Origin of the sequence: Microcoleus sp. D3_18_C2 (genome assembly GCF_036702395.1) — a bacterium.
Taxonomy (GTDB): Bacteria; Cyanobacteriota; Cyanobacteriia; order Cyanobacteriales; family Microcoleaceae; genus Microcoleus.
This window is the reverse complement of record NZ_JAUBTG010000085.1, coordinates 1-15514: the sequence shown is the minus strand read 5'-3', so window position 1 is coordinate 15514 and position 15514 is coordinate 1. Positions and strand designations below refer to the sequence as shown.

Annotated in this window: 17 protein-coding genes and 1 pseudogene; 11 read left to right on the top strand and 7 right to left on the bottom strand. The window is 44.1% G+C overall.

The features are described 5' to 3' along the window. The 3 genes and pseudogenes from QUA88_RS27725 to QUA88_RS27715 form a co-directional block, all read left to right on the top strand. Positions 1–935 (top strand): GAF domain-containing sensor histidine kinase (locus QUA88_RS27725; protein ID WP_333058448.1); only part of this gene is annotated, 935 nt, incomplete at its 5' end. 175 nt (positions 936–1110) lie between these two features. Then, entirely contained in the window at positions 1111–2646 is a 1536-nt protein-coding gene (locus tag QUA88_RS27720; protein ID WP_333212712.1) for an ATP-binding protein, read from the top strand. A gap of 610 nt (positions 2647–3256) precedes the next feature. Further along, a pseudogene (locus tag QUA88_RS27715) lies at positions 3257–3428 on the top strand (IS1 family transposase); the annotation flags it as partial. Positions 3429–3649: 221 nt separating this feature from the next. On the opposite strand, the gene QUA88_RS27710 reads toward QUA88_RS27715, so the two are convergent. Next, positions 3650–4342: a hypothetical protein gene (locus tag QUA88_RS27710; protein WP_333058446.1), complete on the bottom strand. Its 693-nt coding sequence runs from the start codon at positions 4340–4342 to the stop codon at positions 3650–3652. A gap of 28 nt (positions 4343–4370) precedes the next feature. Then, positions 4371–5762 (bottom strand): GAF domain-containing sensor histidine kinase, encoded by a 1392-nt coding sequence (locus QUA88_RS27705; protein ID WP_333274951.1) that lies wholly within the window; start codon positions 5760–5762, stop codon positions 4371–4373. Positions 5763–6151: 389 nt separating this feature from the next. Here QUA88_RS27705 and QUA88_RS27700 point away from each other — a divergent pair, with 389 nt between their 5' ends. Next, a complete protein-coding gene (locus QUA88_RS27700; RefSeq protein WP_006635576.1) occupies positions 6152–6475 on the top strand; it encodes a DUF3155 domain-containing protein in 324 nt (107 codons plus the stop codon). Between the two features lie 84 nt (positions 6476–6559). Continuing rightward, positions 6560–6796 (top strand): hypothetical protein, encoded by a 237-nt coding sequence (locus QUA88_RS27695; RefSeq protein ID WP_333206666.1) that lies wholly within the window; start codon positions 6560–6562, stop codon positions 6794–6796. 42 nt (positions 6797–6838) lie between these two features. Here QUA88_RS27695 and QUA88_RS27690 read toward each other — a convergent pair whose 3' ends face one another. After that, positions 6839–7372 carry a cofactor assembly of complex C subunit B gene (locus QUA88_RS27690; RefSeq protein WP_333206665.1) on the bottom strand — a complete coding sequence of 178 codons (534 nt, stop codon included), beginning with the start codon at positions 7370–7372 and terminating at the stop codon, positions 6839–6841. Between the two features lie 320 nt (positions 7373–7692). After that, positions 7693–8085 carry a PadR family transcriptional regulator gene (locus QUA88_RS27685; RefSeq protein WP_333139606.1) on the bottom strand — a complete coding sequence of 131 codons (393 nt, stop codon included), beginning with the start codon at positions 8083–8085 and terminating at the stop codon, positions 7693–7695. Between the two features lie 230 nt (positions 8086–8315). Between QUA88_RS27685 and QUA88_RS27680 the strand changes: the two genes are divergently transcribed. Beyond that, a complete protein-coding gene (locus QUA88_RS27680; protein ID WP_333181283.1) occupies positions 8316–8450 on the top strand; it encodes a hypothetical protein in 135 nt (44 codons plus the stop codon). Here QUA88_RS27680 and QUA88_RS27675 read toward each other — a convergent pair. Continuing rightward, on the bottom strand, positions 8430–8633 hold the full coding sequence (locus tag QUA88_RS27675) for a DUF751 family protein (protein WP_190657763.1): 204 nt from the start codon (positions 8631–8633) through the stop codon (positions 8430–8432). The two genes, QUA88_RS27680 and QUA88_RS27675, sit on opposite strands and share 21 nt — an antisense overlap. A 274-nt stretch (positions 8634–8907) precedes the next feature. On the opposite strand from QUA88_RS27675, the gene QUA88_RS27670 reads away from it, so the two are divergent. Continuing rightward, positions 8908–9783 (top strand): DNA adenine methylase, encoded by an 876-nt coding sequence (locus tag QUA88_RS27670; protein ID WP_333274947.1) that lies wholly within the window; start codon positions 8908–8910, stop codon positions 9781–9783. Between the two features lie 226 nt (positions 9784–10009). On the opposite strand, the gene QUA88_RS27665 is transcribed toward QUA88_RS27670, so the two are convergent. After that, positions 10010–10492: a PD-(D/E)XK nuclease superfamily protein gene (locus QUA88_RS27665; RefSeq protein ID WP_333139600.1), complete on the bottom strand. Its 483-nt coding sequence runs from the start codon at positions 10490–10492 to the stop codon at positions 10010–10012. 27 nt (positions 10493–10519) lie between these two features. Next, the gene (locus tag QUA88_RS27660; protein WP_333274943.1) at positions 10520–11455 is read right to left on the bottom strand and encodes a metallophosphoesterase; all 936 of its coding nucleotides are present in this window, start codon (positions 11453–11455) and stop codon (positions 10520–10522) included. A 102-nt stretch (positions 11456–11557) separates the two neighbouring features. On the opposite strand from QUA88_RS27660, the gene QUA88_RS27655 reads away from it, so the two are divergent. The 4 genes from QUA88_RS27655 to QUA88_RS27640 form a co-directional block, all read left to right on the top strand. Beyond that, complete coding sequence (locus QUA88_RS27655) at positions 11558–12589, top strand: hypothetical protein (protein WP_333274941.1); 1032 nt, start codon at positions 11558–11560, stop codon at positions 12587–12589. Between the two features lie 181 nt (positions 12590–12770). After that, positions 12771–13031: a hypothetical protein gene (locus QUA88_RS27650; protein ID WP_333274938.1), complete on the top strand. Its 261-nt coding sequence runs from the start codon at positions 12771–12773 to the stop codon at positions 13029–13031. Between the two features lie 461 nt (positions 13032–13492). Beyond that, entirely contained in the window at positions 13493–13744 is a 252-nt protein-coding gene (locus QUA88_RS27645) for a hypothetical protein (protein WP_333058434.1), read from the top strand. 235 nt (positions 13745–13979) lie between these two features. Next, on the top strand, positions 13980–15514 hold a 1535-nt coding region (locus tag QUA88_RS27640), incomplete at its 3' end, for a YncE family protein (protein WP_445251592.1).

Sequence of the window (15514 nt, the reverse complement as noted above, 5' to 3'; positions counted from 1 at the left end):
TTACTACGGATCGCCTAGAATTGTTAAAACTTTTATCTGCCCAAATTGCTATTTCCATTGAAAATGCTCAGCTTTACAAAAATTTACAGGAGTTTAATCAAAACTTAGAGCAATTAGTGAGCGATCGTACTCAACAATTATCGAACACCCTAGAGGCTTTAAAAGCCACCCAAACACAGCTAGTCGAATCTGAAAAAATGGCATCTCTGGGAGGATTAGTTGCTGGTGTTGCCCACGAAATTAATACTCCCATCGGAGTTGGTGTCACGGTTGCTTCAGCTTTGGCAGAAAATACCACAGAATTTGCATCTATTTATAAAAGTGGCAAAATGAAGCGATCGGATTTAGAAGAATTTGTCGATATTGCTACCCAAAGCAGTAAGGCACTTCTAATTAACCTAGAGCGGGCAGCAGCCTTGATTCAAAGCTTTAAGCAAGTAGCAGTCGATCGCTCTAGCGAAGAACGACGTACTTTCCAGATCAGACCTTATCTTGATGAAATTTTATTACAATTAAAACCAAAGTTGAAAAATAGCCAACATTCGCTTAAAATTAAGGGAGATAGCAAAATTGCTATAGATTCTTATCCAGGAGCCTTGTCCCAAGTTGTGACAAACTTGCTAATCAATTCTCTGATTCATGCCTACGAACCAGGGATTTCTGGGGAACTAATCTTTGATTGGGAGCAAGAAGGTAATCGGCTAAGGTTTGAATACGCCGATGAAGGTAAAGGTATTCCCCCAGAAAACTTAAGTAAAATTTTTGAGCCATTTTTTACCACTAAGCGTGGTCAAGGTGGCAGTGGTTTAGGGTTACATATTGTCTACAATTTAGTCACCCAAAAACTAAAAGGTGAAATTGAATGTCTAAGTGAGGTGGGAAGAGGCACCAAGTTTATTATTAAATTACCGATGCAAATTGATTCACCAATGTAGAGTTCTAATTCCGATTTCCTGGCCAAGATAACTAAGTAAGTCCACCTAATTAGAAGTAAAATAAGGATGACTGAAAAGGTTGCTGTGTAAATCTTCTCCCTTCTGCCTTTTGCTTAGCTTAACAGGTTTTCTAACTTCAAACCTACACATTAGTAAAAAATAAAGGTGTACAGCAATGAAAAGTGATTTTGACGATTTCTTAACTCAACCATCTCCAGAAACAGTATACTTTGCCGAAGCGATCGACTCGGATGACGAGATATTGTTTGCAGATGAAACAACAGAAGAAAAACTGAGTGAAAGCTGGAAAATTTTAGTTGTAGATGATGAGGCTCAAGTTCACACCGCTACCGAAATATCACTCAGGAAGTTTGTCTTTGAAAATAAATCTTTAACCTTCATTAATGCTTACTCAGCTCGTGAAGCTAGACAGCTAATCCAAGAAAATCCTGATGTTGCCATCATCTTACTAGATGTAATTATGGAAACAGATGATGCTGGCTTAAACTTTGTTAAATATGTCCGAGAAGTTTTAGGCAATCAGTTAGTGCGAATTATTTTACGCACGGGTCAACCCGGACAAGTACCGGAAAAAAGCATTATTATCAATTACGATATTAATGACTATAAAACTAAAACTGAATTAACGACATCAAAGCTATACACTACGATCCTAACAGCTTTGAGAAGTTTTTCTCTGAGTCAGAGTTTGCAGGCTGAAATAGAGCGACGCGAACAAGTAGAGAAAGCACTCCGTCTCAGTGAAGAAAAAGAACACCAAAAATCTGTTGCTTTAGATCATTTTGTCAAACAACTCCAAGAAACACAACTCCAGCTAGTTCAAAGTGAAAAAATGTCTAGTCTCGGTCAATTAGTTGCAGGTGTCGCTCATGAAATCAACAATCCGGTTAACTTTATTTACGGCAATCTGTCCCACGCCAACGACTATATTAAAGAACTCATTAATATGTTGAATCTTTACCAAAGGTATTACCCGCAACCTGAAGCAGAAATTGTCCATGAAATAGAAGATGCAGAGTTGCCATTTATCATAGATGATTTACCAAAATTGCTTTCTTCCATGCAGTTAGGGATCGAACGCATTCGCAATATTGTTCACTCTCTACGCAATTTTTCTCGGTTGGATGAAACTGAAATTAAATCAGTAGATATCCACGAAGGCATTAATAGCACTTTGATGATCTTACAGCACCGACTAAAGGCTAAGTCCGATCGCCCTGCTATCAATGTGATAAAAGACTATGGCGTATTGCCGCTTGTGAACTGTTATGCCGGTCAGCTCAATCAGGTGTTTATGAACCTTTTAGCGAATGCTATAGATGCTTTAGAAGAGCGGCTAAGTAGAGAAGATGGTGCAGTTTTTCACCCCCAGATTTTGATTCGGACTGAAGTTGTACCCGGCAATTCGCCTGACAACATTAGCTCGGCTTCCCACATCCTGGTAACAATTTCTGATAATGGTGTGGGCATGACCGAAACAGTTCGTGCTAAACTTTTCACTCCCTTTTTTACTACTAAGCCCATAGGAAAAGGTACAGGCATGGGATTGTCCATCAGCAGAAAAATTCTGATAGAAAAACACTGCGGTCAATTGGAGTGTATTTCTACGCCAGAGCAGGGAACGCAGTTTATTATTGATCTGCCGACTATCTGTAGATCCACTAAGATCGCCACCGTAGCGGATGCCTAGAAAACTCATCGGGCTGAATTGATTGTATACCGTTTTTCAGTTGCCTGAGAATAGGGTAATTGCTCATTAATCGGAATTATGACAGGATTTTTCCCCGCAGCAAGTTCCCCCCTTCTGGGTTCGGGATAGGCGCTGCGGCTTTAGCCACATTCTTCTAATACTAATTCTAAAAAATCATGCAACAGTAGCGCTCCGGGTGCGTCGCCCTAGAAAAGTTATCAAAAAAAGCGACTATCTCACAGATCCGCACCGGTGCATAAGCTGTTGCGCGTTAAAATTGCATATTCGGGACGGGCTCGCCTGCCCATCCCACAAGAATTTGAGTGATTTTTGACACACAATTTAAATGGAGAACAGCTTACAGTGTTTCAGGAAACAAACCACAAACTTATAACTGTTGCAAGATTGTGGAGAATTGGTATAACTTAGAGCAGATTACAGGTTTATGAAGTAAACCCCCGATGGCTCAATCCCCGTAAGGGAATGGCATTGCGGTGTCTAAAGCTGCACCCCAGAAACCGGGTTTCTTTATATCTCTCGCATCATTACTTATTTTGTTGCTCGAAACCCGGTCGATCGCGATATACATCTACATGAAATATGCTGTATATATAGGACAAGAGTTGAGCGCGAAAATACAAGATTAATACATCCTGATAGCTCGTTTGAAACGAAAAACTTTTTGTTATTCTAAATCAGACGACAAGTTTAGCAGATATTATCTTCGATTATTAATTTACTATCTAAAATTTGCTAATTTTCCCATGCCATATCAAAATTAAAGAAATTATTTGGCTTTTATGCGATCGCCGGCGTTGCTTAGGATCGCGAATTAAATAACTGACAATTTTAATTTTTATTGTGGTATGGGCTCTTATAGCCCGTCCTTTTTGGACGGGCTATAAGAGCCCATCCCACTTTCAAGAGTGGAAGTTATTTAATTCTCATTCCTTAGTGATACCCTAATTCAGCAACGGCTTTTTTTGTAATATCATGGAGGAGATCAACGCTTTTCGCTTTGCTGGAAATGCCGCCAAACTTCATGATGACAGACGTACCAAAAATACAGGGCTAAATTCAGAAGAGCTAATAATTTAGTGCCATCTTCTAACATCGCGTGTAATCCTTGATTTCGCAAGTGTAAAGGATCCGCAAACCGCGAGATAGCCAACAATAGGAATGCTGCGACTAATGGCAGGTAAGGAGTGGTTTTGATGTATCGCCAAAACTTAACTCCGTAAAGGAAAACTGCACTACCATAACACAAATAAATTAATTTCTTAGATATTCCCAACCGAGAAATAATCAAAGTCATCCGAAACCTGTCATCTAGGAAAAAGACTCCCAGCAGTAAAGCACTAAAAAATAAGAATATCCCCGATCGACTCCGCGGCTCTTTTTGGCGCAGCACTCCGAAAGTAAATGCACAAATTGCGACTGGGGTGCACCATAGGACTTCGGAAACTCCGGTGAGAATGCCTTCGTAAGGGAACCAGAAATTAAAAGGATCGCTAAACAGGCGTTCAACTCCGTCTCCCTGGTTGTTGAGTTTGGCGTATATGCTCAGCGCGCACAAAATCAGAAGAGTCAGAATGTTAAAAGCAGCTAAAAACCGTACACGAAAAAAGTGTTTTTTGAAAACTTCTAAAGAAGTTGAAAAATTGGGAATTTTATCGAATAAAGGTAGATGCTTCATAAAAAATGTCTCTAAGCAATAGAGTTCGTTACTTATTCACTGGCAGCCAAACCACAAATGTAGTGCCGAGAGCGGTTGGATATAAATGAGTTTCCGCCGATGGCAGCCATTCAGGATTGACTGGGGAAAATACTTCTATTTCTCCTTGCATTTGGCGGACTAAATCGCGGGCGATCGCCAAACCTAATCCTGTACCCGGAATTTCTGTCTGCGCTTTTTCTCCCCGGTAGTGCCGCTCAAATAAATGCTCTAAATCCTGGGGAGGAATGCCGGAACCTGTGTCGCTGACGGCAACTGCTATGGCAGGCAATTGGCTGTATCCTGCCCGATCGCCATCTGCTGCTTTGTACCTGACTTTAATATAAATTTGGCGGCCGGCAGGGGTATATTTCAAAGCATTGTCAATTAAATTGCTCAAAACTTCGCGCAAAGCTCGATCGTTCGCCCAGACTGGTGGCAAATCCGCCTCCATGTCGGCTACCAATTTCAGATTCCTTTCAGATGCGATCGCCTCGGCGGAAATTAACAGCGGTTTTAAGACTTCTGTAACAAAACAGGATTCCTGCAAATTGGCTGCAGGTGACAGCGACAGAGGAGAATGCCGGATTGATTCGACATTGGACATTGCTTTTTCTGAAGTGCCCGATCGCAGTTTTAGATGTGCTTCGCCGGTGTCAACAGTTCGATCGAACTGGCCGAGCAACTCTTGCAGCCGATCGCTCTCTCGGACAATACTAAAAGCCACATTGCGGTTTTTGTCTTCCGGTACCAGCCGCCGCGCTAACAGCTTGCCAAAAGTTCGCAACGCTGTCAACGGACTTTTGAACTGGTGCAGCAAATTGTGCATCGTGTCGTAAACCTGAGCCTGGATTTGCCGACTCGTACCCAATTCCTGCTGCATCCACTGCGATCGCTGGTCTAAAATGCAGGCTAGGGCTAAGGTGCGAGCAATTTGTTGTATCTGAGCCTCCTCTCGCTCGTTCCAAGGCCTGTCTTGCCGACCGCTGACTAGAAGTCCCATTACAGCTCCCTCGTGTATCAGAGGCGTCACAATTTGCATCCGCTGCTGCCACACATTCTCCGGGCCTTGGCACTGATGGGAACTGCGCTCCTTACCCGGAAGTCGATCAGGTGCGATCGCGCCTACGGTTGATTCTTCCACAGGCACAACAGGCGGCGCCAGCAGTCGCGGTACTGGTTTTACTGTCGAGCTTTCGGAAGATTGTAACCTCAACCCCTGATTTTCTTCCGATTCGGCTGAGGTTTCTGGGTAAACTGCGATCGGCACCAACTTTGCTTCGCTGCCTTCTACGAGCTCTTGTGTCAGGTATACCGCGCTGAATTTCGCTCCCAAACTGACGGCGATCGCCACCTGCGAGCGGCAAAGTTTGACAAATTCTGAACTGGCTGGCATTAACATGAGCGCCACATTAAGATATCTAACGGAATTCTAAGTAAATTACAAATGATCGACCGCCGATTACTGATGAGAGACTTCTAGATTTCAGGTTTCTTGGCTTTGATAGAAGGCAGCTATGTTGAAGGCATGGGGCTTTCATGAACCCTAATTGCCCCGCCTCCCCGTCCGCGCAGCTTCCACCGATCCCCAAGCTGGGCTTTTGGCGGAACTTGCGGCCAGCCCTACCACAACCGTTACACTTTTGTCGATCGGCACGAATGTGAAGATTATGTCGATATATTAAAAACAGTTGATTTTTTGAGCTAGAACGGATATACTGGCCTCGGATTTGGTAGCTATCATTACAACCTGTCTGCTCATACTGTCTGCTCACAGAGGAGGTAAAGAAATTGGCCAGGAGACGCAAACGCAAGAGTCGCCGCCGACAAGAAGGACGCAGAATTTTAGAGTGTGTGCCTCAATATAGCATCGAGAGCGGCGAAGATAAACCCGTAACAGCGGCTCGCAAGTTCATCCATGCAGAAGGCATTGCTCCCCCAGCTTTGCTGTTAGTCAAGCGTAACGAGCATACCACTGACAGATACTTCTGGGCTGAAAAAGGTTTATTTGGAGCCCAATACGTAGAAGAGAACCATTTCTTGTTTCCCAGCTTAAAGGTGATGTTGGAAGCTACCACAGAAAAAATTCCTGTGGTGTCAGCCAGTCGCGCATAGCTCAAAATGTTTAGCTCAAAACATTGACGGCAATGTTTTTCTAAGTCTTTTAACAAAAGCGCGAGAGTTCTCATTGTCTGGAGAGTGCCAACTGAATTTTCTGCGAAAAGTCCTTACAAATTAGGGTATAAGGAGCCATCGCAACAGGCTAGATCGCAGCCCAAGGGCGATCGCCACAATTGGCACTTTCACGATAATGGTTTTTTTTTGACTGTTTTGTCGATCAATTTGTCGATCGAACAAGTGGATCAAAAAAACAGCCACGGGTTTATCAACGAGAGAGCCGCACTTGAGTTATCGGTTTGTCAGCTAGAAGTCTAACTACGGCATCTAGCATATCAAAAAACGTTCCGCGTCAAACTTTTAATCGATCGGCTTCAAATCTAAAGCTTTTTGCATGGCTGCTAGTTCATCCCGGTGAGCTCTGACAGTAACAAAGCTCTTGGTTTGGCTTCCCGACTCAGCAACTGATTCGAGTTTGAGGGAGACTTGCTCCGAACGTCCAGCTTTTTTCCAGTAAAATACCCCCGCCAGCGGGGACAGCATTACCAAAGCTAGGAAAATTTGACCCTGCTGAGGAACTAGCATTCCCAAAACCAGTCCCAAGCACAGAGTGCCACCTGCACTCAGCAGTGTTAGAAAAATAGCTAGAAACCAACTCGGCCGCACAAAACCCTCAAACGTGACTTTATAGTTGGGGGCATCGACGGCTGCAACTCGGTAAGCTCTCTGGGCAAAATACTGTTGTAAGTCGGTTAACAGTGACTCTTGGGCGCTCTCGGAAGCCAGCTTGACTTGTTCGATTCGATCTTTGACTGAAGCCTTGATGAAGAAAAACAAGCCAACAGCCAACAGTAGCGTCAGCACAAAGGTAGAAGGAAGAACAGCAGTATCCATCGGTAGAAGTTTGTGTAATTGAAATTATCTACTATTACTTTACAGAACTTTACATAAAAAAGCGATCGAGGACTTACGCAGACACTTTGTTATCAAAATTCGCAGAAAGCTTCTTCTGCAAGGCGTTTTGCTCTCCATCACCCAATTCCCCTATCTCCCCATCGTCGCTAATTCTCAAGTGACAATGCGTAAGTCCTGACGTAGTTTAGCTGCTTTAATCGCTGTGCGGCGGGCGATCAAGCAAAGCGAAGGCAATCAGGCAAATCGCTTTGCAAGTAGCGCCAGCATCTCCAGGGTTGAGGCATCCGATTCAAACTCGGCTAACCCGTCTGACCAGTTTCTAAGGCGCGGGAACGACGCTCTGACGCGCCGTTTCCCTGACCAATGTACTCATGCCAGAGACGAGCGAGGTCTTGAGCTTGGTGCCGCCACTCAGGGAGGATTTGATACATCCGGCGGGGGCGGCCTCGTCCTTCTACTTTTTTCCAGTAACCGGTGATTACGGCTTCATCTTCGAGGAATTTCAGAGCGCTGTAGAGAACGGTATCAGAAAGTCGGTAGATGGGGAATTCCCTCTCTAGTTGGCCAATCAGTTCTGTACCGTAGGAATCTCCGCGCAATAACACGGAGAGAATGTAACACACCGCTAGTTCCTTGTTTAGATAAACAGGAGGGGGGTCTTGAAAAAATTGATAGATATGTTCAAACTTCATCTGTCTTGTCCGCTGGAAACTCTCGTGATACCGTCAGGTTAACGGGAGAGGAAAGCGGGGCGGGGTGTGCCGCTTCCTAATGATTAAGTGGGACACCGGGGAAACAGAGGTGCAGTATTTCCCCAGTGAATGTTGATAGCCCCAAACGCTTGTCCTGCACTTCGGTAATGTTTGCCTGCGCCTTGGTTGAGCAGCGCGGGCGTAACTAGCGCAATTTTTTTCCTCTTCCAATGTATCGCAGCGACTATTGTCAAGTGTGCGATCGCCTGCAAGAGTTGGCAGTTACTTGGGGAATTAGTGTTTTAACTGAATTTGCCCTTGATGTTTGCGTTCAAGCGCAGGCTTTAAACCGAACTCAGGCCTAACATAGCCCGCAGTGTAAAAGTTAGAAAGACAAAAGTCGCTACAATCGAACTAATCAGGGCGATCGCAGTTGCCGGTCGATCGAGCAGGGGTTTGAGTCGCTCGAACAGGAAAAAGAAAATTCCCAGACATATCGTAATGAAAAAGCGCGGGTAGCGAGAGACGTTATTAATAAAATCTTGCATGAGCTTGGTGGGGTAAAGTGTCACAGCACAATCTTTGACTGGTAACACTTGTGAGCGAGTTAGACAATTTTGGCACAGCCGGAGCTAAATCTGCCGATCAGGCGATCGGGCATTTTTGCCGGCGAGGCTGACATATATAATTCTAACGAAAACTTTTTGCCGATCGCTCCGGCACTCTCTGTTTAATGCCACGCGACCTCCGGTAAGAACTTCAGAAGTATTTCTATTGAGTTCTAGTTGTGATAAATATTAGAGGGCCGTTATTTCTAGATAAATGTCTGCTGCCGCACCTTCTTTCGTCTTGCCACGTCCGTTTCTGAAATGGGCAGGAGGCAAAACTCGGTTGATTGGACAATATCAACCTTATTTTCCTGAAAAGTTCACCACTTACTACGAGCCTTTTTTGGGCGGCGGAGCTGTATTTTTTTACTTAGCACAGCAGCACCCTGGTTTGCAAGCTGTTTTAACAGATATTAATCCTGAGTTGATTAATGCTTATCGCTGTGTCAGGGATAAAGTTGAGGAGCTGATTCTACTTTTAGAGGAGCATCAGTTAGAACATACCAAGAACAATAAAGATTATTATTACTCGGTGCGATCGCGCTCCTACAAAACAGATATAGAAAAAGCAGCACGCCTGATTTACCTAAATAAAACTTGTTACAACGGCCTCTACAGAGAAAACTCAAAAGGTGAATTTAATGTTCCCATAGGTCGATACAAAAATCCTAACATTTGTCAAGCAGATTTACTGCGATCGGTCTCATCTTTACTCGCGCCCGCTCAAATTGAAGTCAGAAAATTCGATGAAATTTTGGATTTTGCTACCAGCAGCGAAGACTTTGTTTATTTTGACCCGCCTTATTATCCAATCAGTGCCACCAGTAACTTCACCACTTACAGCCGGGATAATTTCAAAGAATCGGAACAGCTTAAACTGAGAGATATTTTTGCCCAACTTGCAGAACGGGGCGTGAAAGTTATGCTGTCTAATTCCAACTGCGATTTTATCGAAAAAATCTACCGCGACACTCAAGTTTTCCCAAATAAATCTCTGCCAAAGCTCATTGAAATCTCAGCATCTAGAGGAATTAATTCTAATAGTTTCAAACGCGGAAAAATCAAGGAATTATTAATACGTTTATTTTAAATCTTATTTAAGCCAAGTCTCTAATTAAGGAATGAGAATTAAATAACTTACAATGCGTGATGGTTCTTGTGGGATGGGCGTCCCGCCCGTCCAGAAAGGGCGGGCTAAGAGTGCCCAACCCATACTCCCCACAAACTTGTGTAAATTATTTAATTCGCGATCCTAAGCATATTTTGTAGGAGCAATACCTAGTTTCGCCAGACGCGGCCAAGTTCCGTAATTTCTGTTACAGATATTTGTTAGCCCAGGTAATAAAACCTTCGAGCTTGTGAACTGCCAACAGATTTTGATTGTCAGGAATTTGTTTTTTAAACCAGTCGATCGAACCTTGTCTCATACCGTCACCACCCACTATAACAATAGTTGGCACCCGATAACAATTTTTAATATTTAAATTGAGGTAAGGATACTTCTCGTCTACTGAACCTTTGTCTTCTTGCCACTTGCACTCAACAATTAGACCCAGAGGAAATAAACCGCAACCAACAATATAAAAATCGACATTTATTTCAGTTTCATAGATACTAGACCCGATATAAACCTGTTTAGCATATCGCTTGGGATTTTCAGTAGAGATTAAGAGCCAATCTCGCTTGCGCTTTTTCGGCAACTGGGGGCATATTTCGAGATATCCGTGGCCTCTCAACGTACCTTCTACAGTTGTTTCTAAAACAAAACCAGTTTTATTGGCTCTAAAACCCCTATTCATTTTGTTGCCTCCTGAATATAATTTGAATTAAGCCGATCGCACTTCGATCACTCCCCTGTCAAAAACCCGTTTGTCAGTACCGATAGAACTGACAAACATCCGGTCTTCATAGACATCAAACGTCGCAAAACTCAGGCGGCTAGCAGAATACTCCGTCCACTCAGAACGACTCACCGGACGAGTGCCCCCACCAGCACCACAAATTAAATAAGTCGTACCGTTAATCGAGCGAGTGCGTTCGTAACTGTGCTCGTGTCCGTTGATATAAAGCTGCACGCCGTACTTTTGAAACAAAGGCGTCAAAGTCTTAATAAAAGATTGATTCAATCCGTACAGGCCAGAGGAATAAATCTGGTGATGGCCGAACACAACTTTCCAAGGTGCGGTGCTCTGACTCAACTCTTTTTCCAGCCAAACAAGCTGATTTTTCCAATCCGCATTGTGATTGGTATCTAAAGCAAAAAACTGTACGGGATCGCGGCGAAAAGTATAGTAGCGACCTTGCATATTAAAACCCGCATATTTAACTTGCGGATCGCCGTTAGCAGTGCGGATATCGTGATTTCCCAGACAAGCATAAAATTTTACACCTTGCTGTAATAATGGCTGATAAGGACGCTCGAAAACAGCATTAATTTTTTCAATTTCGCCGTTATTGTAGATATTGTCGCCGGCGAGAACAGCAACATTAAAAGGGTTTTCCCGGTGATATTGCGCCATCGCCTCAGCGACAGCATACTGACCTTCTGCGCCGGTACCGGTGTCGGCTACCGAAATAAAGCGTAAAATAGGCGGTGAGGCCGGCAAAGGGACGATCGCCCTTTCTGCCTCAACGTTAGAAGGGACAGCAGCGTTGGCGTCTGTACCCCAGGCAGTCCGAAGCTGAAACATTTTCCAGACTCCGGCAAAACCAAAGCTGCTGAGACTGCCTAAAATTAGAAAGTGACGGCGTTTGATGCTCATTTTGATTCAGTTACAACTAATGAAATGATAAATTAAGGTTGAGATGGCTCAATTAAAATTTATCTCGTTTACATATATTTGCAACGCCCCAAGGCAGAGAAAATGTCAGAAGAACAACTAAACCAGTCAATTCCAGAACCCTCTCAATCTCCGACACCGGAGGTTGATTCGGCCGCAAAGTCTGCCCCCACTGGCAGCAAAACTCAAAATGCCAGCAGCGCGGTTCCCAAAAATCAGAGAATCAAAACTTTGATGGCATCGATTGCGAATTTGGGAAAAAAAGGCCAAAAATTACCAGCCGAACCCCCCTTGCAGGCCCAAAAGCCGATCGCGCCCACCGCTTCAGACTCAGCAACAGTAACTCCTCCCGCTGTGGCTGTGGAAGTTAACAGCGTGCCACCAAAAGTTGCTGTAAAAGTTGATAAAAAGCCTGTATCTCAACGCAGCGAAGGGAGCTTTTTACAGAACGTCAGTGTACTTTGGCAAAGTATTGTGCGGCTAGTGCGATCGCTACTGCCACCATCTACGAACCAGAAGCTGTCCGATCCAATTTTAAACGCGGCCATAGCAGCAATTCTGATCGTTGTAGTCGGTTTAACTCTCAACAGTTTCTCAGCAAAACCGCCGGAGAAAGTAGCAAAAGTGCCTCTCCCAGCAGCGCAGCAGTCGCCGCCAACCTTTGATGATTTTATGGCATCGGGAACGCCGAAATCGCCAGAGGCGATCGTACCGCCAGCGCCAATCTCTCCTAAATTCAAAAGCAAGTTGCCCGATTTAGTGGCGCCGGAAAAACCGCAACCAGTAGAAATTATCCCACCGCCACCGCTGACGCCCGAACAGTCTCTGATTGCTGCGATTCAAAATCAAGTTACTGACATTAAGAATCGACTGGGCGGCGGTTTAGTTGAGTCTGTTAAAGCTAATTTTGCCAGCAGCATTTTGACAGTAAAAGTCGCTGCTGATTGGTACAAACTCAGCGAAGTTGAGCAAAATCAACTAGCAACGAAGATGTGGAAAGAAGCTAACTCACTCGATTTCAGCAAGTTAGAAATTGCGAATATGGAAGGCAAGTTAATAGCTAGAAGTCCGGTTGTTGGTTCGGAAATGATTATTTTAGAGAGAGGGATTAATTAGAATTTAAATAGTCTGTATCTGTACACCATCTTACCAGCCTTAAAGTCCAGGACGCAGCACCTAATCATGTAGGTGTGCACTGCACACCTTACCGCTGTTTATTTTGTTGAGGATATTGAAACTTTCTCAAACCCGACAGAATGCTACCATTAAATTAATTAACTTTGAGGAAAATTGAAAAATGACAATTTTAACTCAAGTCGAACAAGTAGAAATTGAATATGCCAGCAGCGACGGAGAGCCGATGGCTGAAAGCGACATCACGCGCGATTACATGACTTACAGCGTAGAAGCTGTCAAACTTTACTTTCAAGAACGTTCGGATGTTTACGTGTCAGCCAATTCTTTCATTTATTATGAACAAGGGAACAACAGGGAGCATTTCATTTTTGCAAAAAGCATTTTTTTTACAGTGCGAACTATTGAATATCTCGCACTATAAAAGCCAAACAGAGATGCTCCCGTTGTTCCGTAATTTCCAGTCAGTAAATTTAAGTAGGCTTGAAATGCCAGCCTACAAAAATCTAAGTATTTTGGCTGAGTAACGTACATTACTTTGATAAATAATCTGTAAAATTTTAACAATTCAATCACAATTTATCAGTCAAACAAACTAACTAGCGCAGCAACCTTCACATATGCTCTGCTATTAAGTTGTTGCGGACACTGCCAGTTTTCCAGTAGCCGACGGAAAATATCAGTAATTTCCGTGATTGACTTGCTGCCGAAAATACGGGAACATTATTCTTAATAAAAGCTTGGCAGCTCACTAAAAATCACGCACTAAAAACTTGATTAAGTCCGAATCCACACATTCTTCTTGAATGAAGGGTGAAGCGCATCAATTAGTTAGTTTGAAACTATCACAAGCAAACAGCTCACTCGCATCTACGGAAATTAAACATGAAACTTGTTAAAGATTCACCTTTTAACTCTCAAGATCCGTTTCAGAATTTCCTCGCCCCAGAATTCGAGATTGATACCAAAAACTTACTCAATAGTCAAGCTTACGCCAGCAACATCTCAGAACAAACACTCGCTCCACTTCGGGCCGCTGACAACAATAGCGCTGAAGACATCGCCAGCTTTTCCAACTCCCTCAGTTTGAGTCAGAGCTTTCCCAACACAGATTTTACCCCCCCCCGCAAAAAATAGCGAACTGGATGCTCTGACTGGGGAAATTATAGGTGAAAGGGATCTCGACTATTACGACAAAGATGCTTTAATCGGCGAAAGACGCGCATCCCAACTCGCACCAACAGCTTCTAATCCCAAAGCACCTCCCATCATCCAAAGTGCCGAACTTAAGTTTACAGACAGCAACAATCAATCTTTTCCCAACAATCAACCCGTTCTCTTCATCACGGGTACTAATGTATTAGTAGATAACTTGAGCGACCCGTTAGGCAGCCGATTCAGCGACTTAACCGTTAAATTTTTCGTAGGCAGACAAGCTTACGAAGGAACAGTTTTGACAGACAAAAGTCGCAAATTGGCAAACAATCAATTTGAAATCGCCGTTCAAGTTCCCAACACCGTACCGTTAGGTGAATCGCGCATCGTCATCAGCCGCAAGCAAAACGAAAAAGTTAGCCCAAATCCCTCAGAACCAGCCAAAGAAGTTAAATACGATAGCAGTCCTTACCGAATAGAAAACAATACAGAATACATCTTTGGCGCGCAGTGGACAACAGATAAAATCGCAATTATTAACGGTGCAAATCCCGAATCAGTCGTCACAGCTACTAATAGCAGCGACTTGTCGATTGCCAGCGTTTCTGTAGGCACGGATGACATACTCGATCGCCCGCGAGAACTAACACTCACCAGTGACGGCAGCCGTGCTTATGTAGCGATGGATCGTTCTGGGCGCATTGCTTTAGTCGATCCGATGACCAGGCAACAGGTAGACACTCAGCCGAATACCGCTGGTATTAACCCGATAAATTTGCCCAGCGGTGCAGAACCTCGATCCATAGTCATAGACCCCCGCGACCAATACGCTTACATCGCAGACGGAAAAATCGGCAGCAACTCCATCTACGTTCTCGATATCAACCCGTTTTCCTCAACCTATCACCAAGTCACCCAAACCATCCCAGTCGGTACAGCCCCGAACGGTTTGCGACAAATAGCCATTAGCAGCGACAGCAAAAAGCTGTTTGTTACTGCACCAAACGGCTCGAATAGCAAAATTTATGTTGTTAACATCGACCCCAAAGACCGACCCAGCGACCCCAGTCAGAACCCCAAAAAGTGGCATCAATTAATCGGAAGTATCACAGCCGATGAAGGAGTAGAAGGAATAGCAAGCACCGTCAATCCCTTAGCCATGACCTTCACGAACAGCGGCAAAGATAGCAACGGATTTGGGGTATTGGATATTACTAATAATGACCCGGTAAGTTTTGCTGCTACTACTCGCTATGCAAGTTTAGGGCTGGGTTCTGCTAACGATTATTTTGATGTAAATGAGGGAGTCGCGGTAACGGTACTGCCGGATGCCAGTTATGCCTTTGTTGTGGGTCGCAATGCGGACACGAAATTTTTCGGTCAAGAACTACCCAGCGTAGATGGAGACCCGCGAGCCGGCAGCAACATCGGCATTATTAAAGACCCGCTAACAAATCCGCAATTAATGGCGGGAACTAGACCAATTCCAGATGGATTCGCTACCGACTTAGCGCTTTCAAGTGATAGCAAATTCCTTTACGCTTCCTATCCGAATTTAAGCGGTGCTGGCGGCAAAGTTTATGTTTTTGATGTGGAGGAATTTGTCAAAACAGTGACAAACCCCGCTCAATTTCAAATTGATGCTAAAGGTCGGGGTGTCGGGCTGCCTTTGTTCGACAGCACTACGGCACGAAATGCTACGGTTGCTGACCTTTCCACAGTGCCCATTGATAATATTAACCCAGCGGTTAG